General features: G+C 49.3%; 17 protein-coding genes and 1 tRNA gene. 14 read left to right on the top strand and 4 right to left on the bottom strand.

Features of this window, described 5'->3' with window-relative positions; all coding sequences use genetic code 11:
- The first annotated feature begins 29 nt into the window (after window positions 1-29).
- The 10 genes from FPE01S_RS04805 to FPE01S_RS04755 all read left to right on the top strand — a co-directional run bounded on the left by FPE01S_RS04805 (window position 30) and on the right by FPE01S_RS04755 (window position 15,346).
- Complete coding sequence (locus tag FPE01S_RS04805; protein WP_046367694.1) at window positions 30-587, top strand: YciE/YciF ferroxidase family protein; 558 nt, start codon at window positions 30-32, stop codon at window positions 585-587.
- Between the two features lie 29 nt (window positions 588-616).
- Window positions 617-1,399, top strand: a complete 783-nt coding sequence (locus tag FPE01S_RS04800; protein ID WP_157473898.1) for a KGG domain-containing protein — start codon at window positions 617-619, stop codon at window positions 1,397-1,399.
- Window positions 1,400-1,488: 89 nt separating this feature from the next.
- Window positions 1,489-3,273 (top strand): chloride channel protein, encoded by a 1,785-nt coding sequence (locus FPE01S_RS04795; RefSeq protein WP_046367692.1) that lies wholly within the window; start codon window positions 1,489-1,491, stop codon window positions 3,271-3,273.
- A gap of 386 nt (window positions 3,274-3,659) precedes the next feature.
- Complete coding sequence (locus FPE01S_RS04785; protein ID WP_046367690.1) at window positions 3,660-6,893, top strand: SusC/RagA family TonB-linked outer membrane protein; 3,234 nt, start codon at window positions 3,660-3,662, stop codon at window positions 6,891-6,893.
- An 18-nt stretch (window positions 6,894-6,911) separates the two neighbouring features.
- Window positions 6,912-8,399, top strand: a complete 1,488-nt coding sequence (locus tag FPE01S_RS24635; RefSeq protein WP_052955515.1) for a SusD/RagB family nutrient-binding outer membrane lipoprotein — start codon at window positions 6,912-6,914, stop codon at window positions 8,397-8,399.
- Between the two features lies 1 nt (window position 8,400).
- Window positions 8,401-9,822 (top strand): sulfatase family protein, encoded by a 1,422-nt coding sequence (locus FPE01S_RS04775; RefSeq protein WP_072053951.1) that lies wholly within the window; start codon window positions 8,401-8,403, stop codon window positions 9,820-9,822.
- Window positions 9,819-12,140, top strand: coding sequence for an arylsulfatase (locus FPE01S_RS04770; protein WP_046367689.1), 2,322 nt, complete (start codon window positions 9,819-9,821; stop codon window positions 12,138-12,140). The genes FPE01S_RS04775 and FPE01S_RS04770 overlap by 4 nt, the downstream gene beginning before the upstream one ends.
- 147 nt (window positions 12,141-12,287) lie before the next feature.
- Window positions 12,288-13,373: a sterol desaturase family protein gene (locus FPE01S_RS04765; protein ID WP_046367688.1), complete on the top strand. Its 1,086-nt coding sequence runs from the start codon at window positions 12,288-12,290 to the stop codon at window positions 13,371-13,373.
- A complete protein-coding gene (locus FPE01S_RS04760; protein ID WP_046367687.1) occupies window positions 13,366-14,910 on the top strand; it encodes a sulfatase in 1,545 nt (514 codons plus the stop codon). The genes FPE01S_RS04765 and FPE01S_RS04760 overlap by 8 nt, the downstream gene beginning before the upstream one ends.
- Before the next feature lies 1 nt (window position 14,911).
- On the top strand, window positions 14,912-15,346 hold the full coding sequence (locus FPE01S_RS04755) for a DoxX family protein (protein ID WP_046367686.1): 435 nt from the start codon (window positions 14,912-14,914) through the stop codon (window positions 15,344-15,346).
- On the opposite strand, the gene FPE01S_RS04750 is transcribed toward FPE01S_RS04755, so the two are convergent.
- Both FPE01S_RS04750 and FPE01S_RS04745 read right to left on the bottom strand, forming a co-directional pair.
- Window positions 15,343-16,548, bottom strand: a complete 1,206-nt coding sequence (locus tag FPE01S_RS04750) for a sterol desaturase family protein (protein WP_046368669.1) — start codon at window positions 16,546-16,548, stop codon at window positions 15,343-15,345. The genes FPE01S_RS04755 and FPE01S_RS04750 overlap by 4 nt on opposite strands.
- Window positions 16,549-16,564: 16 nt before the next feature.
- Window positions 16,565-16,635 (bottom strand) — tRNA-Cys (locus tag FPE01S_RS04745).
- Window positions 16,636-16,703: 68 nt separating this feature from the next.
- On the opposite strand from FPE01S_RS04745, the gene FPE01S_RS04740 reads away from it, so the two are divergent.
- Window positions 16,704-17,309, top strand: coding sequence for a hypothetical protein (locus tag FPE01S_RS04740; RefSeq protein WP_046367685.1), 606 nt, complete (start codon window positions 16,704-16,706; stop codon window positions 17,307-17,309).
- Window positions 17,310-17,424: 115 nt separating this feature from the next.
- On the opposite strand, the gene msrA is transcribed toward FPE01S_RS04740, so the two are convergent.
- Together msrA and FPE01S_RS04730 are read right to left on the bottom strand one after the other, a co-directional pair.
- Window positions 17,425-17,931: a peptide-methionine (S)-S-oxide reductase MsrA gene (msrA, locus tag FPE01S_RS04735; protein WP_046367684.1), complete on the bottom strand. Its 507-nt coding sequence runs from the start codon at window positions 17,929-17,931 to the stop codon at window positions 17,425-17,427.
- Window positions 17,932-17,997: 66 nt separating this feature from the next.
- Window positions 17,998-18,567 carry a hypothetical protein gene (locus FPE01S_RS04730; protein ID WP_046367683.1) on the bottom strand — a complete coding sequence of 190 codons (570 nt, stop codon included), beginning with the start codon at window positions 18,565-18,567 and terminating at the stop codon, window positions 17,998-18,000.
- Window positions 18,568-18,989: 422 nt separating this feature from the next.
- Here FPE01S_RS04730 and lacZ point away from each other — a divergent pair, with 422 nt between their 5' ends.
- From lacZ to FPE01S_RS04715, 3 genes are all read left to right on the top strand, one after another.
- Entirely contained in the window at window positions 18,990-22,154 is a 3,165-nt protein-coding gene (lacZ, locus tag FPE01S_RS04725) for a beta-galactosidase, LacZ type (protein ID WP_046367682.1), read from the top strand.
- 89 nt (window positions 22,155-22,243) lie between these two features.
- Entirely contained in the window at window positions 22,244-23,722 is a 1,479-nt protein-coding gene (locus tag FPE01S_RS04720) for an alpha-L-fucosidase (protein ID WP_046367681.1), read from the top strand.
- A gap of 103 nt (window positions 23,723-23,825) precedes the next feature.
- Complete coding sequence (locus FPE01S_RS04715; protein ID WP_046368668.1) at window positions 23,826-24,305, top strand: SRPBCC family protein; 480 nt, start codon at window positions 23,826-23,828, stop codon at window positions 24,303-24,305.
- Window positions 24,306-24,328 lie beyond the last annotated feature (23 nt).

The raw sequence follows: 24,328 nt of genomic DNA, 5'->3' as shown, positions 1-24,328 counted from the left end.
CTTTTTTCAAACACTAAAAAACATATAACATGGCAAACACAAAACAGGCTCCGAAGAAGAAGACTTCGGGTACTTCGGGTAGCGCTGCCGGAAATGGTCAGCTTGAAAAGTATTTTCACGATTCACTGAAGGATATTTACTGGGCGGAAAAGCATCTGACGAAGGCTCTGCCGAAGATGATGAAAGCAGCAACAACACCGGAATTGCAAACAGCTATTGAGAACCATCTGGCGCAAACGGAAGAGCATGTAAGCCGGCTTGAACAGGTTTTTGAGATGTTCGGTAAAAGTGCACAGGCGAAAAAATGCGATGCCATGGAAGGCCTTGTGAAAGAAGGTGATTCCATTGTTGAAGAAACAGAAGATGGCAGCATGACTCGTGACGTTGGTATCATTATGGCGGCTCAGAAAGTTGAACACTATGAGATCGCAACTTATGGCGGCCTGGTGACACTGGCCCGGACCATGGGCATGGAAGATGCTGCGGCGCTGCTGGAGAAAACGCTCCAGGAAGAAAAGGAAACCGATGAAGCACTTTCAGAGATTGCCGAAGGGGGTATCAATTGGGAAGCTGAGGCAGAACAATAAATATTACTTAAACTTAAAAATCTAATGTTATGGCAATGAGATCAGGGCGAAGGGGTTTTGCCGCGATGGACCCGCAAGAACGAAGGCGCGTTGCGCAACAGGGAGGATATGCATCTCACCAGGGCAGGAACGAGGGTCGTTACCAGGAGGAACAATATAGTCGCTATGACGACCACGATGATTATGATGATGATGACGATTATGATGTGGCGAACGAGTATGACAATAGCGACGATTATGATGATGAGGATGATGATCGTGGCGAATACGGCGGACAACAACATTATGGCAGCCAGGATTACGACCGCGGGTATTCCGGACGTGGTAACGAGCGGAACGATTACGACAGGAGTGACTACGGAAGGAGTAACTATGGAGACAATTATGGCAGGAGGAACTACGGAAGTAGTGATTACGGCAGGGAAAACTATGGTCGCGAAGGCTATGGCCGAAACGACTATGGGGAAAGGAGGGATTACGGCAGGGAATACGGGAGAGGGGATTATGACCGACGCGGTAACCAGGGCGGAAATAACCCATACCGTGATCAGCAAGGGCGTTATGCTTCCGCTGATCGGCAGGGCAGCCGTGGCAGCAACCGTGGCGGACAATATCGTGATGAAGATGGAAGATTTGCTTCCCGGGGTAAAAATTCCGGAAGCAGTGGTCGGTCAGGAAGCAGCAGTGGTTCGGGCCGGGGAGGAAGGGGCTCCGGCAGCGGTAATTCCAGAAGAGGTTTTGCTGCAATGAGCCCCTCGCAACGGAGCAGGATTGCAGCGATGGGAGGCCGGGCCTCTCATGGCGGACGATAAATGATGCACTCATAGCCGGGCGATTGCCCGGCTTTTTTATACAAACGATGGCACGGAGAGCCTGCCGGTCAGTATTTTTGCTGTCAATCATGCGCATCAGGAAATATTACCAGCAAGTCATCAATTATCTGCGATCCCGGTTAACCCGTATTCAGCTCATCATGTTTTTTGCAACGCTGGTGGGTTTTGCCTCCGGTATAGTTGCGGTACTGCTTAAAATGCTTGTTCATTACCTGCAGCACTGGATCCGCCAGTTTCAGCCGAATTGGTTCCTCTACCTGTTCTTCCCTGCTATCGGCCTGATTGCTACGGTACTGCTTGTCAGGTATCTGTTGGGCGGCACATTTGAAAAGGGGATTGCTATGGTCCTTAAGGCTATTGCGCGTGGTGGCTCCTATATTCCATTTCGCCATACATACGTACACATTGTTACGAGTTCCATTACCGTCGGATTAGGCGGTTCGGCAGGGTTGGAAGCACCGATTGTCGCCACCGGGTCGGCAGTAGGCTCCAACATATCACGCATCAGTGAAGTGAATTACCAGGAACGGACATTACTCATTGCCTGTGGTGCAGCGGCGGGCATTTCCGCAGTTTTCAATGCTCCGATCGCGGGAGTGATCTTTGCTGTTGAAGTGTTGCTTGCGGAGACTATTGTGAGCTATTTTATTCCCCTGATCATCTCTTCGGTAATTGGCGTACTCTGCTCCAAAATTCTGCTTAGTGAAGCCACGCTGTTTAATTTCACCCTGAAGCAGACATTTAATTATCATAACGTTCCCTATTATATATTGCTGGGATTGCTGTGTGGAATGGTTTCCCGGTATTATGCTTCCGCTTTCAAGCGGACAGAACACAGGATTCACTCACTGAAAATGCCGGGATTGACGCGGGCTTTGCTGAGCGGTGTATTATTGGCGGTTTTTGTTTTCGTGTTTCCGCCATTATTCGGCGAAGGCTACGAGAGTGTAAAACTGATCGCGAACGGGGATTTCAACAGTTTCCCGGACAATACCGGGATTTTTTCACTCGTGACTCCGGAATGGGGCCTGATCCTGTTTTCATTATTCATAGTGCTGCTTAAGCCAATAGCAGCCGGAGTTACGATTGGAGGCGGAGGGAACGGTGGGAATTTTGCCCCCTCCCTGTTTGTAGGTGCCTTCCTGGGTTATACGTTCTCCAGGTTATTGAACCTGATTTCCTGGATGCGGATCCCTGTCGGAAATTTCAGCCTGGTGGGAATGGCAGGTGTGCTGAGCGGGGTCATGTATTGCCCTTTGACTGCTATCTTCCTGATTGCTGAAATCACCAGTGGGTATGAACTTTTTATTCCGCTGATGATTGTGTCTTCCACCTCGTTTTTTATTGCCAGGATAAAAGAGAGCCATTCCATGGAAACCAAAAGGCTCGCCGAGGAGGGTCTCATCTTCACCCACAAAAAGGAGCGCAATATACTTACCGCCATCACGCTCACTGAGATCCTCAGGGATGACTATCCTATACTGGAGTCTGACAAAAGTCTGAAAGAATTACTCGAGGTGATCAAGCAAAGTGAGAAGAGCATCTTCGCGATTATTGATAAGCATCACCGTTTTGCCGGTATCATTGAGTTGAATGATATCAAGCAAAGGTTGTTTCAGCAAGCACACCTTGAAAAAGTGCCGTTGCGGACAGTGATGAAGAAGCCACCTGCTACAATCAGTCTTAATGAAAGCATGCACATCGTGATGGGGAAATTTGATATGACGCAAAGTTGGTACCTGCCCGTTCTTGATGACGAAGGGAAATTCATGGGATTTGTATCAAAGACAAAGCTGTTCCGCAAATACCGCGATATCCTTGCATCACATGAGGATCTGTACGATGCCTCCTGAAAAGGGGGGAATTTTCAGGGGGAAAGGAAATTCTTAAAAATAAATCCCTATAAAATTGGTAGACTAAATAAATTATATATTTTTGTGTTAGATACGCTATTCTAATGCGTTTTTACCATACCAAACTGTACAATCGATGAAAAAGCTGATTCAACCTGTTGGTCAAAGGTGTTTCGCCAAAGGTTGCTGTTGTTTATGTTGCTGTTGATTGCCTGCCGGCCAATTATTTTCCTTAATTAAAACATTGTGAAACTGTGTACCCTTTTTAGGAAGGGATGCACCTGCATTTATATGAAAAAAAATGCCAGGAACTGTTGTAGCAGTCCTGGCAGGTGTTAACAAAACCATTGTAGTGGTTCTATTATTCTTAAACCAAAACGAAAGTAATGAAAAAACACGTTGTAGCGTGGTTATCAGGATTTTTGCTGCCTCTTCTGATCTTCGCACAGGACACTCCCCAACCGCTGATTAATTCTACGCTCTCCGGTAAAATTGTGGATGCGAAAACAAAGTTACCATTAGGTGGCGCAGTGGTGCATATCAAGGGCACTACGCATGAGGTGGCAACCGACAATGATGGAAATTTTCATTTTGTAACCGGGCAGAAATTTCCCTATATACTTCAGGTCAGCTATGTGAGTTACCAGACCCTGGAGGTTACCGTTAGTCAGTCAACAGTAGAGATAGGTCTTCAGGAATCATCAGAGCAGATGTCTGAAGTGGTGGTAACTGCGGTGGGATTGAAAAGTGCTGCGCGTTCCCTGGGTTATAGTGCCACGCAGGTGAAGGGGGATGTGCTGACCAAATCCCGTGAAGCAAATATTGTAGCAGCACTGAGCGGCAAGGCAGCAGGGGTGCAGATTAATAATGCAGGAGGGTCACCCGGCGGAGCCTCCTCTATAAGGATCAGGGGCAACAGTTCCCTGCTGGGGAACAACGCTCCTTTGTTTATTCTTGATGGTGTACCCATTGATAATTCTATCCAGGATCTTTTACCCAACATTACCAATGCCAATTCGCTGGCTACCCCATCCAACAGGGCTATTGACATCAATGCAGCAGATATTGCCAGCATGACGGTGCTGAAAGGACCAGCCGCGGCGGCATTGTACGGGATCAGGGCATCGAATGGTGCCGTAGTGATCAGCACCAAAAGGGGAAACACGCTTACCAGCCGCAACGTGGTGGTACAATATAGCGGCTCCTTTACGGTAGATCGTGTGAACAGAAGGCTGCAACCCCGCCAGACAATCTTTTCAAATGGTATTAATGGTGCTTATGTTCTGCCCGGCGTAACCGGATCCGATGAGAACTGGGGTGCGTTGCTGGATACACTTACGTATTCAAATCAACCCTCTGCCTATGATAATAATGGGGTGATCGTTGGCAAATCCAATCCATTATCTAACGGTATTCCCGTGAACCGGTATAATAATATCGATAACTTTTTTGTGGATGGCACCACGCAGGATCATAATATCAGCCTTTATGGCAATACCGGTAACGCGGGATATTATTTCTCCTACGGGAACCTTAAGCAGAAAGGCATTATTCCGACCACTGACTTTTACCGCCATACGTTGCGTTTCAATGGTGATTTCAGTGTGAGTGAGAAGTTGAAGCTTTCCGGCGGCATCAACTATATCAGTGACGGTGCCAATAACCGGGCGCTGATGGGTGGCTTCAATACCAACGTGGTGCGCGGGTTGATGAATACGCCGCCCAATTTCGATATCACCAACGGCTATAGCGACGCCTGGAGTCATGAGGATGCCTATAAGCTTCCTCCAACCGCTGCCAAGCCATGGGGCGCTTCGAGAGCGTATGCCGGCGGAATTGGCTGGGATAATCCCTACTGGTCGCTCAATATGAATCCGCAGACTGATAAGGTAAACCGATTCATTACTACCGTTGAAGCTAACTATGAGCTAACGGACTGGCTAAGGGCAACCGCGCGGTATGGTCTGGACAGCTATACTGATGTGCGTAAGGGAGCTTTCAGCCGCGGAACTTCCGGAGTGGCAACAGGTACAATTAACGATATCAATTATTCGCGCCGCGACAATAACCTTGATGTGCTTCTTACCGGTCAGCAATCACTCAGCAAAGACCTGCGCCTGACAGCGGTATTGGGATACAACTATTACAGCTCAGCGAAGAACCAGGTGAATACCCGGGGAGATGGTCTAACCATCCCCGGTAATTTCAACATCTCAAATGCCTCTTCTACCCAGACCATTAACCAGACCATCAACCGTAAACTGGTTGCCGGTTATGCCGATGTAAAACTGGATTACAAAAAATGGCTGTATCTCGAATTAACCGGTCGGAACGAATGGACGTCAACCCTTGCCAAGGGACAAAACTCCTTTTTTTACCCTTCAGTATCCACCAGCTTTGTGTTCACCGATGCGTTCAGCAACAACTGGGGACCACTTGGGTTTGGGAAGATCAGGGCTACCTATGCGCAGGTGGGAAATGACGCTGATCCCTACAGCCTTGAAACCTACTATACCCCGACAACTGCTACAGGCTGGATACAGAGCAGCATCAGCTTCCCGTTCAACGGGCAGCAGGGCCTGAGCATGGGTACCACTATCGGGAACCCCAATCTGAAACCTGAGAAGATCACCACCTGGGAACTGGGCACTGAATTGAACTTTTTCAATAACCTGACCAACCTGGATGTGGTGTATTACCACAACAGCAGCCGTGACCAGATCATTCCTGTATCGCTGCCGAGTTCCACCGGCGCCTACAGCTCAATCATCAATGCCGGTAATATCATCAACAGGGGATTTGAGATAACACTGCAGCAGAGCATCATCCGCCGCAAGAATTTTTCCTGGAATGCCACTGCATTGTTTTCCCGCAATATCAGTGAGGTGGTATCGATTGCAGATAACCTGAACAGCGTGAGCCTTGGAGGAATCTGGATGGAAGCAAGAGGACAGGTGGGTCAGCCCTATGGCGTTTTTTACGGTATAGATGTGGCGCGGAATGAAAAAGGACAGGTGATCATTGATGACAATTCCAGCAGTGCCAACTACGGCTACCCCGTCGTCAATACAAGTTTCACCAAAATCGGAGATCCGAATCCTGATTTCAACCTTGGCCTGCGCAACGAATTTCGATATGGCGCATTCACTTTTTCTTTCCTGCTGGATGGCAGATTTGGATTCGACATATTCAATGCACCGCGGCTCCAGATGGTGTATAACGGCGTTGATGCCTCGACAGCGGAACGGGGAAGCACAACAGTATTTGATGGCGTAACCAGTTCCAAAGGAGATGTCAATACCATACCGGCAATACTCAACCAGGCGTGGTACAGGAAGACTTTCAACATCCAGGGATTGTATATCGAGCATGACATTTACTGGATCAAACTAAAGGATGTTAACCTCAGCTATGCGCTGCCGCAACAGTGGCTGAAGCCTGCTAAGATCTCGGCAGCAAGTGTAACCCTGACAGCGCGGAACTTCCTGTTGTCTACCAACTACACCGGCAGCGATCCTGATCTCGGAACAAGAAACGGGCAGGTGAACTATTCGGGAATTGATTTCTGGACTACACCGAATACACACAGTCTCGGCGTTGCCCTCAATGTCACTTTCTAATCACTTCAAAAGATTTTTATGAACAACAGAATAGCAATTGCAGCAGCAGGATTGGGGATCCTTTTGTCTTTACAGTCCTGCGACCTGCAGAAAACCAATATTAATCCCAACGCAAGTACAGAAACCAGTATCAGTGCGGTGTTGACGGGTGCGGAGGTGTCGCTTGGATTCAATGCGGGCGTCAATGCGGGACTGATCACCAATATTTATATTCAACAGGTTTCGGGTGCCAACGGAGACGCGGCATCTTTTGACAATTATACCACTAACCCCTCCTACTTCAACACTACCTGGGGTGGGTACTATACCGGTGTGCTGGATGAGCTGAAGATCGTGCAGCTGACCGCTGCAGAAAAACAATTACCCTATTATGGGGGCATTGCCAGGGTATTAACTGCTTATGCCTTTTCCACCCTGACAGACATCTTCGGCGATATTCCCTATAGCCATTCTTTGGGAGGGAATGCTGAAGTGAATCCTGTTTTTGAAAACCAGGAAGCCATCTATGCCGACCTGCAACAACAACTTGACCTGGCGATCGCAGACCTGTCGAGACCCGCCAGTGATAATCTTGGTGCGTTGCCTTCGGGTGATGACGTGATCTTCAAGGGGAATACCGCTAATTGGATCGCCACTGCGTATACCCTGAAAGCAAGGCTGGCATTGCACCTGAGCAAGAAAGATCCCACAGCAGCAGCCACAGCGTTGTCCTACCTGTATGATGGCGGCAATTATCGCGGTATTAAAAACCTGCTGGGGGATGCGCAGGTGGTTTTCGGTGTGTCTGCCACCAATGCCAATCCCTATTATCAGCAAAACACTACCCGTCCGGGTTGGATTGGCCTGGGTGCTTCCTTTGTTAACCTTTTGAACGGAAATGAAGTGACAGACCCCAACACCACTCCTGAAAGTCAGTTTGTCGACCCGCGCCGTGCGTATTTTGCTACGCCGTATCCGGCGGGTTCAACGACCTATAAGGGAAGCGCGCCGGGTGTTTCAGGAGCATTTTCGCTGATCGGTTCCTATTATGGCGTACCCACCGCTCCGGTAGTATTGCTAAGCTTTTCTGAAGCAAAATTCATTGAGGCGGAAGCCAGGCTGATCGTTGATAAAGATGATCCGCTTGCTGAAGCTGCGTTGCAGGATGCTGTACGTGCTTCCTTTACCAAAGTGATCAGCAGTACTACCGATCCCTACGCCACATTACAGAAGCAGGCTGACTACATCCAGGCCAAGGCAAACCTCACCGGCGATTTCCAGCAGGATCTCAAAACGATCATCACCCAGAAATATATAGCGCTTTTCCTGCAGCCGGAAGTATGGGTAGATTATCGCCGCACGGGCTATCCTGCGATTCCGCTGGCACAGAATGCCACCAGCAGTGCAAACCCTGAAGGAAAGATTCCGCGGCGGATTCCGTATCCGCAAAGCGAACAATCACTTAATGTCAATACACCTGCAGGATCAACTTACCAGTCGCCGGCACTGTGGTGGGATAAAAATTAGTATGAAAAAGAAATTTAGAATCTGCATGTGGCTGATCATGGCTGCGATTCCTGTGCAGCAACTGCTTGCGCAGGGATCCGGAAAACGGCCGCCGAATTTTATTATAATCCTGGCTGACGATCTTGGCTATGGAGACCTGGGTTGCTATGGGCATCCGACAATTCAGACCCCGGCGCTGGACCAGATGGCAAGGGAAGGTTCACGATTTACGCAGTTCTATGTGGCCGCAAATGTTTGTTCTCCCAGCAGGGGGGCATTGTTAACCGGTCGATTGCCGGTAAGGTTAGGCATCACCGGTAGTATGGCAGTTTTCTTTCCACATTCCACCAGCGGGTTACCCGAAGGAGAAACAACTATTGCGGCAGCATTGCGTACAAAGGGATACAGGACAGGTATCGTCGGCAAGTGGCACCTTGGCCATTTGCCGGCCTATCTGCCCACCAACCGCGGATTTGATGAGTATTTCGGGATTCCTTATTCGAATGACATGGTACCGGATAATAAAGCCGGCATACCTTATCCGCCGTTGCCGTTGTTCCGCAATACCACCGTGATCGAAGAGAATCCTGATCAGACACAACTGACCAAAAGGTATACGGAGGAATCCATTGCATTTATTAAGCGAAATAAAGACAAGCCTTTTTTCCTGTACTATCCCAACAATGCACCCCACGTGCCTTTATATGCTTCCTCAGGGTTTTCCGGAAAAAGTACCCGCGGCAGTTACGGCGATGTGGTCACTGAACTGGACTGGAGTGTGGGGCGGATACTCCAGACATTAAAAGAAACGGGACTTGACAGGAATACTTTTGTCATCTTCCTCAGTGATAACGGGCCATGGCTTACCCAGCACGAAGCGGGTGGTACAGCAGGACTACTTGCTGAAGGAAAGGGTTCCACCTATGAAGGTGGTATGCGGGTGCCTGCCATTACTTGGTGGCCGGGCGTGATACCTGCCAATACAGTCAATCCCGCCATTGTCACCAGCATGGACCTCTTTCCTACCCTGATACATTGGGCAGGCTTACAGCCGGAGTCCAAACTACCATTGGATGGCTTTGACCAGGGTGAAGTATTTGCCGGTAAGCGAAAAGCTGTTCGTGATATCGTTTACTATTACGATAACGACCGCCTGTATGCTATCCGGAAAGGACCCTGGAAAGCGCACTTCACCACCCATCCGGGATATGCACCCCAGGCGCCGCAGCCACATGATCCGCCACAGTTGTTTAACCTGGAAGAAGATCCGGGGGAACAATATAATCAGGCGTCAGCGCATGCTGCTCTCATCGATGAATTCCGTTCGCTATATCAACTTCAATTCGAACTGGTAAAGCCGGCACCTTCAGAATTGAACAAGGTTTCCGCCGGACCGATTGACGATGCATTCAAAAAACTGATAAAACAACGAACAGCACAATGAACCCGAATCCGTTAAGGCTTTCCTTTAATGCTGTATGGCTATTGCCGGCTGTAATTCTCGTTCAACAGGTGGCAGCGCAATACAGTCCGAGGCCTGCATTTTCAGGAAAAGCAGGTAAAACACTTACCACTTCTGTTCCCGGACGAACCGTATTTAATCCTCTTGCTCCGAAAAAAGCACCGAATATTCTCTATATCATGCTCGATGATGTCGGCTTTGGAGCAAGCAGTGCTTTCGGTGGTCTGATTGAAACACCTGTATTTGACAGCCTGGCAGACAATGGCCTTCGCTTTACAAACTTTCATACGACAGCCATCTGTTCACCATCAAGGGCGAGTTTGCTGACAGGCCGAAACCACCATTCGGTAAATGTAGCTACGGTGATTGATGCTGCAGTTGACTATCCTGGTCATAACGGATATATGCCATTCGAAAAGGCAACTATTGCAGAGATAGCGCTGGAGAATGGCTACAACACTTTTGCAGTTGGTAAATGGCACATTACACCAACACCGGATATTACACCTGCCGGTCCCTTCAACCGCTGGCCCACCGGCCGTGGCTTTGAGCGTTTTTACGGCTTCCTGGCCGGGGAAACAGATGAATACACGCCGATGTTGTGGGAGAACAACAACAAGATAGAACCTGATCTTCAGGGCAAACAACTGACCACGGTACTGGCTGACAAGGCCATCGAATATATTGCCGGCCAGAAATCTGCGGCACCTGATAAACCATTCCTGTTGTATTTCACACCTGGCGCAACCCATGGGCCGCACCAGGTAGAACAGGAGTGGATCGACAAATACAAAGGCAGGTTTGACAAGGGATGGGATTGGTACCGTAGCGCAGTGCTTGAACGGCAGAAGAAATTGGGAATAGTACCCGCCAACGTCACCTTGCCACCACCGAATCCAGGGGTCAAAGCATGGGATTCACTCACCGCAACGGAAAAGAAAATTTTTACAAGATTCTTTGAAGCATACGCCGGATTTCTTTCACAGACAGACTTTGAAGTAGGCAGGGTCATCAGCTACCTGAAAGAGATCGGTCAGCTGAACAACACCATAGTTGTGCTGATCATCGGAGATAACGGTGCGAGCAAGGAGGGAGGTCTGACCGGTCATGCCAACAGCATCAATGAGTATATTGACAAGTCTCTTTTTACAGAAGATTACCAGGAGCGTATCAGGGATATTGAAAAACAGTATGATGATATCGGCACATCCAGGGCAGGTGCAAACTATCCGGAAGGATGGGCACAGGCTGCCAATACACCTTTCCGGTATCTTAAGCAGGACGCGAACAGCGAAGGTGGCACCCGTAACCCGTTGATCATCTTCTATCCTGATGGGATACGGGAACGCGGTATTCGGCGGCAGTATTCCCATATCAACAGTGTCACCCCAACTGTAATTGATCTTGCGGCCCTGAAAGTACCGCAACAGATCAAGGGCTATCAGCAGGACAGCCTGGAAGGTATCAGCGTGGCTTATACCATTAAGCAACCAGACGCGCCTGACCGTCATCATGTTCAGTATTACGAGATCGGTGGGGGACGTGCCATATACAAGGATGGCTGGAAAGCTGCTGTTTATCATGTTCAGGGAACTCCGTTTGAACATGACCGGTGGAGCCTGTTTAACCTGACAAAAGATTTTAACGAGCAGGTTGATCTGGCTGCCAAAGAGCCTGCTAAGCTGAACGAGCTGGTCGCCCTGTTTGACCTTGAAGCTGCGAAATATAATGTATATCCACTATTGGGAGATACCTCACTGCGCGCCTATTTCCAGTTGACCAAAGGGCCATTTGATCTTCGCCGCCAGGCCGTGTTGTATCCCGGCCTGACGCAGTTACCTGCCCGCGCTGCGCCATTGTTGCTATTGCATTCCTTCAGTATAGAAGCTGATGTGGAATCAGGCAGTCAGGCCTTATCGGGTGCATTGCTGGCGTTGGGAGGCAGGTTTAATGGTTTCAGTTTTTATGTTCAGAACGGAAAGCTGGAGGCAGCACACAACAAGAATGGAAAGATCGATTACCTGAAATCGGATGTGCCGATCCCTTCCGGCCGGTCGAAGCTGCGGTTTGTGCTCATGTATAACAATGCAAAAAACCTGACAGACCCTGCGGGAACAGAAGCGTTATTCATTAATGATCAGAAGGTGGCAGAGCGGCCCATTACGAAAGCGGATGCCTATATCATGCCTTATGATGAAGGGCTGGATGTAGGAAGGGATAATGCATCGTCTGTAGTACCGGTCTACCGGGCGCCATTTGCTTTCACCGGAAAACTTCATACTGTAACCATCAATTATTAAGTTATGACCATCCAGGATATCTGGTTGCTGATCAGGAAAATCGTCGTGGGAATAATTGTGTTCCTGGTTCCTGCGCTCATCATAGGATTTGGCCTTTGGCTGCTTCAGCAGCTGCATTAATTACCTGCATCAAAAAAATCATCGGAGATGAAAATCGAACAAGCTGTTTCAAAAAAGATCTTTCGGGACGCTTCAGTCAGCATGCTGCTGTACGCTACACCTGTGTTACTGATGTTGCTCAGCTTTCAACTGACCGGAAAGCAGCCATGGCTGGATGTACAGCCCTTAGAAAAACTTCCGTCCGCCCTGCCCGGCGTGTTATCTGCGGTATTCAAAAACCTGTCAACCTGGGGGCTGCCGCTGATCATGATCGTAGTTGGCGTTGTTGAATTCGCCTATGGGCTGTACGACAGCCGCTGGAACCGCAATGAAAAAATCCTGGATGTAGTCTGCTTCATTGCGCCGAAGCTGGTCATCCGGCCTTTTATTGCGTATTTCGGTTTGAAACTGCTGCCGTTGGTGCTCCCGGGCGGAAAAGATATTTTTTCCTGGGTGCCCTTCTGGTGGGCTTTCCTCATTATTGCTGTGGCAGACGACCTTACCCAGTACTGGTATCACCGGCTGCATCACCAGGTGCCATTCCTGTGGCGATTTCACTGGACCCATCATTCGGCCCCTTATATGGGGATGGCGATGGCCAGCCGCCAGAATGTGATCTACACCATATTCTTTTCCCAGATCTATCTCACAACGACGCTCACCTACCTGGGACTCGGTTATGCCGCCCTGTTTGTGACGGGTGTCAAGTCGCTCATCACCACCGCGGCGCACTCCAGTATCAAATGGGATAAACCTTTTTATACCATCAATTGGTTGAAACCCATCGGGTGGGTAATGGAAAGGCTGATCAGCACGCCAGCCACGCATCACGCCCACCATGCAGATACTGCTGACGACGGCGTGGGTAATTATAAGGGAAACTTCGGCAATATGTTTTTCATCTGGGATATTCTGTTTGGAACCGGGATCATTACCCGGCAGTACCCTTCCGGATATGGCATCAAACACTACCGGCAGGAAGAGTGGTACGCACAGTTCCTGTGGCCCATCTTTAAATCGAAGAAAGAAGGCAGCGAACTGGCCGCCAACGGCCCGGAAGTGGCTGACCACATTGCAGTTCCGCAACATGATCATCAACCTTTACTTACTACCATACAACCCGCTCATGAATAAGAAATCAGTTGCAGGAATTGCATTGGCCATCAGCCTTTTTGCTGCACTTAACGCGACTGCACAGAACGGCCAGCCGCAAAAGCCGAATGTTATCGTGATCTATGCCGATGATCTCGGCTGGAATCAACTCAGTGCCTATGGAAACAAAAAAATCACCACGCCCAACCTTGATGCGCTGGCAGCTCAGGGCACCCGCTTTACCCAGGCTTATGCGACAGCGCCAATCTGTTCGCCATCCCGCATGGGGCTGCTGACAGGACGCTACCAGCAAAGGTTTGGTGCTGAGTTCCTGGTACCGGAAGAGAAAGCGACCGCGTTAAATGATCCTGAACTTAAGGCAAAGATTGCCAGTGATGCAGTTGCCCGTGCAGTGAGAGCTGAAGCGGCTGATACCAACGGATATAAAAGCATTCCGAAAGGAATCCCGCTGACAGAAACCCTGATCGGGCAGTATTTTCATGATGCAGGTTATGCCACCGCTGCCATCGGAAAGTGGCATGCAGGGGAAGCAGTCGGATTAAGACCGTGGGAGCGGGGGTTCGATTACTATTACGGCACGCTGACATGGGGAACGATCTATGCCGGCGTGAGTGATCCGGGTATCCTGACAAAATCATATTACTTCCACACGAATCTTGCCCGGACCAACGAACGCAGTGCTTCTATCAATATCGTGCGGGGTAAAAAGGGGGGATCGGGCGAAGTTGTTGACGAGAAAGGATACCTCACCGACCGCATTGGCGAAGAAGCCATAGATTTCATCGATCAGCACAAAAAAGAGCCATTCTTCCTCTATTTGCCATTCACAGCGGTACATGATCCGTTCCAGGCCAAACAGGCTGATTTTGAGCGGGTACGGGGTGTGGCAGATACAACAGAACGAATTTACCTGGCGATGTTGCTTTCCCTCGATGATGCGGTGGGCAGGATCCTCAACAAGCTGAAAGAAGAAGGACTTGATAAAAATACACTCGTCGTTTTTGGCAGCGACAACGGAGGTGCGTCCTACACCGGACAAATGAAAAATACGCCGCTGCGTGCGGGTAAGCTTAGTGATTTTGAAGGCGGTATTCGTGTGCCCCTGATTTTCAGATTACCCGGACAAATTCCGGCTGGTAAGGTCTATGAACTGCCGGTGAGCAACCTCGACATATTCGGCACTGCGGTGGCGTTGGCAGGGATTTCGCTGCCGAAGGACAAAGCCTTTGATGGCGTGGATCTCCGCCCGTATCTTAATGGCCATAATAGCGGCAGACCTCATGAAACACTTTTCTGGAGAAACGGTTATTCCAAAGCTGTAAGGAAAGGAGACTGGAAACTGTATATCAACGAGCGGAGCGGGAAATCTCTTCTTTTCAATATTGCCGACGATCTGAGCGAGACCAATGATCTTTCAACTGGTCAGGCTTCCCGCGTTGCGGAATTGAAGAAAGCGCTCGCTGAATGGGAAAAGCAATTGCAGGCGCCACGCTGGCCGGCTTTGCGCAGTGAACGCATTCCTGAAGTTGCAGCACTGGATTTTTATTTTCCGATTTAATATGAGTACGCTTCACGCGATTCTTAGAACAGACGGTGCGGCATCCACTATCCTGGTCAGGTTAATGGTGGGTGCCGTTTTCCTTTCCGAAGGCATTCAGAAATTTTTGTTTCCGGAAAAACTGGGAAGCGGCCGGTTTCGTGATATTGGTCTCTCGCTGCCGGAAATATTCGGTCCTTTAGTGGGTGTTACTGAGCTCATTTGCGGCCTGATGGTATTACTGGGATGCTTTACCCGAATGGCGGCTATCCCGCTGACGTTGATTATGATTGTAGCAATGGTGACTACGAAACAGGCAATTTTTGTAAAGGCCGGCTTCTGGCAAGTCTTACACGACAGCCGGACCGATTGGGCCATGCTGCTGGGAAGTATTTTCCTGTTCATTGAGGGAGGCGGGAAATGGTCACTGGATCATCAAGTACAACATCGGCGTTAATATACCCAAGCCAGGTAAAGTTTTTTTAATGGCCGGTAATAGATGATGGTAACCGTCACCAGGGCCAGCAGCGGAAACAGCATGAACAGGTCCGGTTCGTAAAGAAGATATGCACTGCAAAGCAAAATCATTCTCGCATATTCCAGCGAAAAAACCCATGTTCGTTGTTCGAGAATGGCGCCGCAGTTGATGAGGGTAAGCAACAGGAAGAGGGTGAATAAGATCTGGAATGGCCAGTCAATGTGATCTGCAAACAGCAGGAAAGCAAAAAGTAGTACCAGCAATGTTCCCACCTGGGCAATCACGTAGTGACTTAATCCCCTGTTGGCTGCCATGGTAGATCTGCGGATCCCAAAGTACTTTTCAGCAATCACCCTGGGTGCGTCACCAACTTCATCCGGGCGCCCGAATAGCAACCTGACTTTACCAGCAAAGGTTGGCTGCCGCTTCATGGCAATCACCAGTTCGATAACGTAGTGGAAGTGTTGCCACAGAAAACTGTTTGACCGCAAAGGCTTGGTGAGTCCGTATACAATCGGTCTGCCGTCTTCCGCCTGGAAGGTTCCGAACAGTTTATCCCAGATAATAAAGATGTCGCCGTAGTTTTTGTCCAGGTATTCCGGGTTAGAGGCATGATGAACCCTGTGGTGCGAGGGCGTTACCAGAATGTATTCCAGTATACCCCATTTTCCCCAGAGTTGGGTATGAATGAAGAAGGGATACAAACCATGTACGATTAATACGGCAGTGATCATAGACGCCGGGAAGCCAATAACCGGAAGGATGCACCAGAAGCCGGTCCGGATCACCGACTGAAAAAGTGTAATGCGGGCAGATACTGTGTAATTGAAATCTTCGCTCTGGTGATGTACAACATGAGCTGCCCAGAACAGGTTAATCTCATGCGCGAAGCGGTGGTACCAATACCACACAAAATCCGTCAGCAGCAACAAAACAATGCCGGTGACTATGGTGGGCTTTATGGTAAAAATTCCATAGTGCTTTTGAAGATAGTCGTATACAAAAAAGAAAGTTCCGGTTATCAGGGCATCTGAAAACCGTTCTGCAATACCAACACTGATGTTGGTAATGGAACTTTCAAAATGATAAACAGCTTTCTTCTGTTTTCGGGACACCAGGTATTCCGTTAACATCAGGGCAAGAAAAAGCGGTATGGCAAATGCCATGTAATTCACCAGCATAAAGAAAAATTGGAAGAGGTCACGACTGGATTCGAACCAGCGTAACAGGTTTTGCAGACCTATGCCTAGCCCCTCGGCCACATGACCATAAGCAAATATAATAAGTCTATTGAAATGGTAGACTATATTGGCATAATAATTTTGAGCAATATTTTATGAAAACGCCATCTTCAATAGTTCCGGAGAACGAACGCGGTAAATCACTTGACCTGTATGCCCATACACTTGCGCCCTCAGAACCTGATGCCATAGTACTTTTCAGGATGGCTGTGAGCCGTTTGCTGCATCCCATGACCTGGGGTAAAGTGGCAGGAGCGCATGCATTTGATGTAAAGATATGGGGACAGGAAGCGGGGGATCTGCGCGCCGAAATCAGGGAGGGAGATTATCTTAAGATCGATATACCTGGACCGGGTTCGTCTGCTGGTGATGGTTATGATTGGGTAAAAGCAGACCGCCTCGAAGAGGGTGTTGACCCTGATGCCAGCGAGAGTATGGGTATGCGGTTGCGGACCTGCAGGAATCCGGAAGAACAAAGTAATGATACAGCGCATTTTTTTAAGGAAGGCGCGGCTTCCATCTTTATTCTTGCACGGAGCGGGAACGAAGTTTCGGCAAAGTATTTCGGCCGTAATGAGGAAACCAATGATTCGGGTTCCCTGTTTGACCGCCTCCGCAACTATGTGGTATCGCTCGGTGCAAAGGCTGGGGGGTCAGAAAAGATGTGGACGGATTTTATCAATGGCCTGATCACAACCTGACAATTATTCGCTTCGCAGGCTCTTCACCGGGTTGACGAGCGCTGCTTTTACTGCCTGCACACTGACCGTAAGCAGGGCAATGATAACGGCCAGCAAACGCAGCGAGCCCAGCGGACTATTTCGATACAGCTTCCGCCAGCGTCCAGTCCGGCCGTACCCAATGGCAGGTATACCCGTTGGGGTGTTTGCGGAGATAGTCCTGGTGCTCTTCCTCAGCGTCCCAGAAATCACCGGCAGGCACTACTTCCGTTACAATGGTGCCCGGCCACTTGCCGGATGCGTTCATGGCAGCAATAATCTCCATTGCTGTTTGCTGCTGTTCCTTACTGTTGTAAAAAATAGCAGACCGGTAGGAGGTTCCGCGGTCATTTCCCTGGCGGTTCCTGGTGGTGGGATCATGGATCTGGAAAAAGAATTCCAGCAGTTTCCGGTAGGAAAGCTTTTCGGGGTCGAAGTCAATGGCAATGCCTTCGGCATGACTGCCATGATTACGATAAGTGGCGTTTTTCACATCGCCACCCGTATAACCTACGACGGTATGGGTAACACCCGGGAGGTCGCGGATCAGTTCTTCCACGCCCCAGAAACACCCGCCTGCAAGAATTGCTTTTTCCGTTGCCATAATTTGATGTTGTTTAATAATAACCCGTTTCGTGAGGTAATGTTCAAACCTGCGTGTCAGCGGTTTTTACCACCCCATCACCCGTTCTGTTGTATTTCCGGGAAGATCTGCTGCCGCGACGCGTACCATGCCTACTGCCAGATCGTGATGGTCTGATTTAGACGTAAAGGTCCATTTGTCCCGGTAAATGGGATGCAGCATGGCATTGCCTTCTTCCAGTAATTCGCCGGTTTCCGAACAGATGCTTACCCACACAGAAGCTACCCGGAAGTCATCTGTGGCCAGAATAACAATAGTTTCTTCCGGGCGGCCGGTATATGCGCTGGTGTCTATGAGCGTAATGACCGGTGCTTTCTGGTAATCGCGGAAAGCGAGGTTAAAGGCGGTATTGCCGGGTCCAAGCATTTTGGCATATTCCGTTTTCAGTTCAGGGTTGGCAATAGCTTCCCGGGCATATTGGGCAGCCTCGGCGAAACGGTCCCTGGCGATTTCCTGTTTCGCTGTAATGGGGGCATTTTTGTCGTATTTGGGGATTTTGCACAGGAAGGTTTTGTTCCCCCTTTGTTTGTACATAATCTGATCGCCCATTTTACCCCTTGCCTTGTTGACAAGCAGGTTTTCTGAAATCTTGCTCATAATGGTGGTTTTTAAAAAGATAATTTGATTGTTAAATCCCGGGGACTGGCCCGGATTTCAAAAGTAGGCAGCAGGTTCAGGCCTTTCAGCACTTTGTGACGAATTGGCTTTAAGCCTGTGACGAACCTGCTTTAAGCCTGTGACGAATCAACAAAAAGGGTTGTTTAGAGTAGCTTTAAAAAAGTCTGAAAATAGCTTTATCCTGGTGTCATCTCCGCATAAAGGGGTGGGTTTACATAGGGAAGAGGCCATTTTGACACTAGGATAAGACTGGTTTTAAGCCTGAACAATGTCTGTTTGAAGAACCGGATTGCTACTAAATTATCTTATGCTCCGTCGATTTTAACGCTCATTGTTTACTCAATCGTTTGCCGGTTACCAATGGAGCGCAAAGGTGTATTATTACAGGCTTAATGCGCTTCATGAAACATCTGACTGGTTTACTGCTCCTGGTTCTTGCCGGTAACGCCATGGTTGCCCAAACCGTAACACTGCCCACTGAATTACAAACGCCCGAAGTTGTTGCGGTGAACCGCCTGCCGATGCGGGCCTCGGGACACAGCTATGAAAATACCGCACTGGCAAAGGCTGGTGTGAAGGAAGGGTCTGTTTATTATATGAGCCTGAACGGCACCTGGAAATTCAACTGGGTGAAAGATCCACGGCAAAGACCGGCCGATTTTTATCTTCCCGGTTTTGATGACTCCAAATGGGACAATTTCAAAGTACCCGCCAATTGGGAAGTCAACGGATACGGACTTCCCATTTATGTGAACCATCCTTACGAATTTACCGGGCGCGAGAAGACTGGCGGCGCACTGAATCCGCCGTTCGATATCCCGGCAGATAATAACCCCGTCGGTTCTTACCGCAGGAAGATCGTGATCCCGGATTCCTGGAAGGATCGCCAGGTATTCATCAGCCTGGGTGCTGTGAAATCAGCTTTTTTCATCTGGGTGAACGGCCAGAAAGTCGGTTACAGCGAAGACAGCAAACTCGCTGCAGAATTTGATATCACCCGCTTTGTGCGCGCTGGTGAAAATACCTTTGCCCTCCAGGTTTATCGCTGGAGCGACGGGTCTTACCTGGAATGCCAGGATATGTGGCGGATCTCGGGCATTGAAAGGGATGTGTACCTGTATTCCACGCCAAAACTGCATATCCGCGATCTGAAAGTGGAAGCCGGGCTCGATGCTGCCTACACCAATGGTCAATTGAAAATAGCGCTTGACATCGCCAATGACCGCATCGACCGGAGAACCAACCACAGCAAGCCCGATACTTTCGCGGTTTCGCTCGCACTGGCGGATCAGAAAGGAGATACTGTCTGGCAGCAGCAATTATCATCTGCAACGGTACTGGGCAACTTCTGGAAAGACCTTTCAGCAGAAACAGTGATCAGCAACGTGAATACCTGGTCCGCCGAAACGCCGTATCTCTATACCCTTTTCATCACGTTGAAAGACAAGATTGGCAATATCCTGGAAGTGCGGCCACAGCGGGTAGGCTTCCGTTCAGTAGAGATAAAAGGAAGTGATTTCCTGGTGAACGGGAAACGGGTTTTTCTTAAAGGCGTCAACCGCCATGAGCACAACCCGACACAAGGACATACCCTGACGCGGGCTGACATGCGGAAGGATATGGAAATGATGAAGAAGCTTAACGTCAATGCAGTGCGGCATTCCCACTATCCTCCGGATCCTTACTGGATGGAGCTTTGTGATGAATACGGCTTGTATGTGATCGATGAAGCCAATATCGAATCCCATGGCCGCTATTACAGCCTCGATTACACGCTGGGCAATGACAAGCAATGGCGCATGCCGCATCTTGCCCGCATTCAACGGATGTATGAGCGCGACAAGAACCATCCTGCCGTAGTAACCTGGTCGCTTGGCAACGAAGCCGGTAATGGTGTGAACTTCTATGAAGCATACGAATGGCTGAAACAACATGATTCCCGGCCAGTTCAATACGAGCGTGCAGAAGAGGATTTCAATACCGACATGATCGTACCGCAGTACCCCGAGCCGGATGGGTTGATCCACTATTCCAAAAGCAGGCACACCCGTCCGCTGATCATGAGTGAGTATGCGCACATCATGGGCAACAGCCTTGGCAATTTCAAAGAATACTGGGATGCCATTGAAAGCTACCCCAAACTGCAGGGCGGCTTTATCTGGGAATGGATTGACCAGGCGATAGATACCGTGAAGAACGGCAAACGCATTATGGCCTATGGCGGCGATTTTCCACTGGAAGGACCAGTGAACGAAAACTTCAGCGACAACAACTTTTGTGTGAAGGGAGTAGTGACTGCCTACAGGGGCCTGACACCGATGGCGGTGGAGGTAAAAAAAGTGTACCAGTATATCAAGTCCACTTATGAAGGGAATAACCGTATCAGCGTAAACAACAGTTACTTTTTCCGTGATCTCAGTAATTATGAACTGCAGTGGCAGTTAATGGAAGAAGGGGTACAGGTGGAAAAGGGAACTGTGGCAATGCTGACTATTTCACCGCGGCAGTCAGCTGACATCACTTTGCCCATCAAAACATCACCAAAATCAGGGCGCGAATACTTTCTGAATATTTCTTACCGGTTAAAGGCAGCCGAACCATTCCTGGAGAAAGGTTATGAGATCGCGGCCGAGCAGTTCGCCTGGAGCGGAAGCCCGGTTCCGATGACAACTGCGGGTAAAGGCAAATCGCTAACAACAAAAGAAGATGGCGGGTTACTGCATATTACCGGTAGCAGTTTCAATGTTGTGTTTGACCTGAAGGCTGGTCGCCTGACCACCTACACCTACAAAGGATCACCATTGATCGTGTCTGGTCCGCAACCGGCATTTTACCGCGCGCCTACTGACAACGATATCGGCGCCGGCCTTAACCAGTCACAACGCATCTGGAGGAACATCTACAATGTAGATTCCCTTTCAGCAAAAACGACCACCTATACGACCATTGACCAGGGAATCCGGGTCACTGTGCAAACCAGCCTGCTGAAAGGCGATGCGGCTTTTGAGCAACAGTTTACGGTCAGCAATGACGGCAGTATTCTTGTGAACAATGCGTTTAAAGCCATCAGGGGGAAACATAATCTGATGATGCGGATCGGAAATGACCTGGAACTCCCTGCAACACTGAATACGATCGAGTGGTTCGGACGCGGCCCAGGTGAAAACTATTGGGACCGCCATACTGCTTCTTTTGTTGGTCGTTACCGGCAGGCAGTTGCAGAACAGTATTTCCCCTTTGCCCGTCCGCAGGAAAGCGGCAACAAAACAGGTGTGCGCTGGGTCAACCTGACGGATAAAAAAGGAAAAGGCATCCAGATCGCTTTTGCAGACAGCCTGCTCAGCGTCGCAGCGCTTCCCTACAATATTGATGACCTTGATCCGGCTCCGGAAAAACATCAGTTCCATTCTGGTGAACTCGTTCCGCGAGACAGGGTATATATGCATGTAGACCTACTCCAATTGGGCCTGCAGGGGATGGATAGCTGGGGTGCGTTGCCGCTGGAGCAATACCGGATTCCGTTCCGGGATCACCAGTACAGCTACCGGATCAGGCCGTTGCAGTGATTATTTTTTAACCAATCGTGATTCCAAAAGTATAAAGACTGGAATAGCAGGGAAAACAATCTAACTTATAGGTTCTTATTGTTTTGCCAATGAAAATTCCAGCCTTCCCATTTTTGCTTTCCTGCAGTTTGCTGTTGTGTGCAACTGCCAGGCCTGTTGCTGCACAGTCAGATGCCGGATCGGTTACACGCTACCAGGCTGACTGGAACTCGTTAAAAAATTACCAGACACCAGCGTGGTTCCAGGATGCAAAATTTGGCATCTTCATTCACTGGGGAGTATACTCAGTTCCTGCGTATCGGAGTGAATGGTATCCGCGGCAGATGTACCTGCAGGGTTCTGATGAAAACCGTCATCAGGTGGCCACTTACGGGCCATTGAACAAGTTCGGGTACAAGGATTTCATCCCGAAGTTTAAGGCTGAAAAGTTCAATGCTGCGGAGTGGGTTGATCTTTTTAAGAAAGCAGGTGCCAGGTATATTGTGCCGGTGGCAGAGCATCACGATGGTTTTGCGATGTACAAAACGGCACTGTCAAAGTGGAATGCTGCTGAAATGGGCCCGCACCGCGATGTCGTGGGAGAGCTTGCTGAAGCGACCAGGAAGGCCGGGTTGGTTTTTGGGGTTTCCTCCCACCGGATTGAGCATTGGTGGTTTATGAATGGGGGCAGAAAATTTGATAGTGATGTAAACGATCCTGCCTATGCTGACTTTTACGGACCAGCCCGTGAAGAAGGTGAAACCATGAGCCCCGAGTACATGAACGACTGGCTGCTGCGGTGTACTGAACTGGTTGATAAATATCAACCCCAGCTGTTTTGGTTTGACTGGTGGATTGAACAACCCGCGCTCGATCCCTGGCGAAAGAATTTTGCCGCCTACTACTACAACAAGGGAATTGACTGGAACAAAGGCGTAGTGATCAACAACAAGTATGATAAGGCATATCCGGAGGGAACAACAGTGCTGGATATTGAAAGAGGCAAACTGGCAGAGATAAGGAAATTGCCCTGGCAAACCGATGATGCCATCAGCTATAAATCGTGGGGATATATTCCGGAGGACTCCTTTAAATCCACCAAATACCTCATCAATAACCTCATTGATATTGTCAGCAAAAATGGCTGCCTGTTGCTGAATATCGGACCCCGTCCGGATGGTACCATACCCGAGCCTGCGGTGGAGCGCCTGCTGGCCATCGGCAGGTGGCTGGAGGTAAACGGTGCGGCCATTTACGGTACACGTCCCTGGAAAGCATTTGGTGAGGGTCCAACCCAGGTAGCTGGTGGTGCTTTCAGTGATGCAAAGGACAAGCCTTTTACGGCAGCCGATATCCGGTTCACGACGAAGGATGGAAAATTGTATGCAATCGCACTTGACGTGCCTGATAAAGATGTTGTGATCCGGAGCCTGGCATCAGGAGCAGGCAATGGCGTGGTAGCATCCGTTTCGCTGTTGGGTAGTGGAGAAAAAATCAATTTTAAACAGGGCAGCCAGGCCCTGACCATTCAGAAGAGTAGTCATTATCCAACTGCTGATGCAGTGGTCTATGAGATTCAATTCAGGTGAGTGGCCGGATCGGCCCGGCACAAAGTCTGTTTTACACCTGCCCGGAGAGCGGGAAGCCTTTTAGCTTTGAGTGGTATTCAGCTACCATTCTAAAACAAAAACTATGAAAGGAAAAGATTTCTCCCGCACTTACCTGGTGGATCAATCCCCGGAAACCGTGTTCAATGCCGTCACCAATGTGCGTGGCTGGTGGTCGGAAATGTTGAAAGGCAATTCGGCAAAAGAAGGTGATGAATTTGAATACCGGCATAAGGACCTCCATTACACCCGCCACCTTCTGACGGAAGTGATTCCCGACAGGAAAGTCGAGTGGTTGACCACAGACAGCCTGCTGACGTTTGTTGAACATCAGACAGAATGGACCGGCACTACGATCTCATTCGACATTTCCCGTGAAGGCGACAAGACCAAACTGGTTTTCACCCATCATGGTCTTACACCCTCCTTTGAATGTTATAATGCTTGTAACCAGGGCTGGAGCTATTACCTCGACGAAAGCCTTCTGCCCCTGATAACCAGCGGGAAAGGTAAACCCGACGCAAAAGAAACCAGTGCTGCTGCAAAAAGTCCGGCGGGGTCATGATGCTTTTTAGCGGGAAACAGTTG

Source organism: Flavihumibacter petaseus NBRC 106054, from assembly GCF_000974785.1.
In the GTDB taxonomy this organism is placed as follows: domain Bacteria; phylum Bacteroidota; class Bacteroidia; order Chitinophagales; family Chitinophagaceae; genus Flavihumibacter; species Flavihumibacter petaseus.
This window is presented reverse-complemented; position numbering and strand designations above follow the sequence as displayed.

Bases quoted from the DNA above. Each gene is read 5' to 3' on its own strand.
- FPE01S_RS04805 (WP_046367694.1), top strand. From the start codon at position 30: ATGGCAAACACAAAACAGGCTCCGAAGAAGAAGACTTCGGGTACTTCG.
- FPE01S_RS04800 (WP_157473898.1), top strand. From the start codon at position 617: ATGGCAATGAGATCAGGGCGAAGGGGTTTTGCCGCGATGGACCCGCAA.
- FPE01S_RS04795 (WP_046367692.1), top strand. From the start codon at position 1,489: ATGCGCATCAGGAAATATTACCAGCAAGTCATCAATTATCTGCGATCC.
- FPE01S_RS04785 (WP_046367690.1), top strand. From the start codon at position 3,660: ATGAAAAAACACGTTGTAGCGTGGTTATCAGGATTTTTGCTGCCTCTT.
- FPE01S_RS24635 (WP_052955515.1), top strand. From the start codon at position 6,912: ATGAACAACAGAATAGCAATTGCAGCAGCAGGATTGGGGATCCTTTTG.
- FPE01S_RS04775 (WP_072053951.1), top strand. From the start codon at position 8,401: ATGAAAAAGAAATTTAGAATCTGCATGTGGCTGATCATGGCTGCGATT.
- FPE01S_RS04770 (WP_046367689.1), top strand. From the start codon at position 9,819: ATGAACCCGAATCCGTTAAGGCTTTCCTTTAATGCTGTATGGCTATTG.
- FPE01S_RS04765 (WP_046367688.1), top strand. From the start codon at position 12,288: ATGAAAATCGAACAAGCTGTTTCAAAAAAGATCTTTCGGGACGCTTCA.
- FPE01S_RS04760 (WP_046367687.1), top strand. From the start codon at position 13,366: ATGAATAAGAAATCAGTTGCAGGAATTGCATTGGCCATCAGCCTTTTT.
- FPE01S_RS04755 (WP_046367686.1), top strand. From the start codon at position 14,912: ATGAGTACGCTTCACGCGATTCTTAGAACAGACGGTGCGGCATCCACT.
- FPE01S_RS04750 (WP_046368669.1), bottom strand. From the start codon at position 16,548: ATGCTGGTGAATTACATGGCATTTGCCATACCGCTTTTTCTTGCCCTG.
- FPE01S_RS04740 (WP_046367685.1), top strand. From the start codon at position 16,704: ATGAAAACGCCATCTTCAATAGTTCCGGAGAACGAACGCGGTAAATCA.
- msrA (WP_046367684.1), bottom strand. From the start codon at position 17,931: ATGGCAACGGAAAAAGCAATTCTTGCAGGCGGGTGTTTCTGGGGCGTG.
- FPE01S_RS04730 (WP_046367683.1), bottom strand. From the start codon at position 18,567: ATGAGCAAGATTTCAGAAAACCTGCTTGTCAACAAGGCAAGGGGTAAA.
- lacZ (WP_046367682.1), top strand. From the start codon at position 18,990: ATGAAACATCTGACTGGTTTACTGCTCCTGGTTCTTGCCGGTAACGCC.
- FPE01S_RS04720 (WP_046367681.1), top strand. From the start codon at position 22,244: ATGAAAATTCCAGCCTTCCCATTTTTGCTTTCCTGCAGTTTGCTGTTG.
- FPE01S_RS04715 (WP_046368668.1), top strand. From the start codon at position 23,826: ATGAAAGGAAAAGATTTCTCCCGCACTTACCTGGTGGATCAATCCCCG.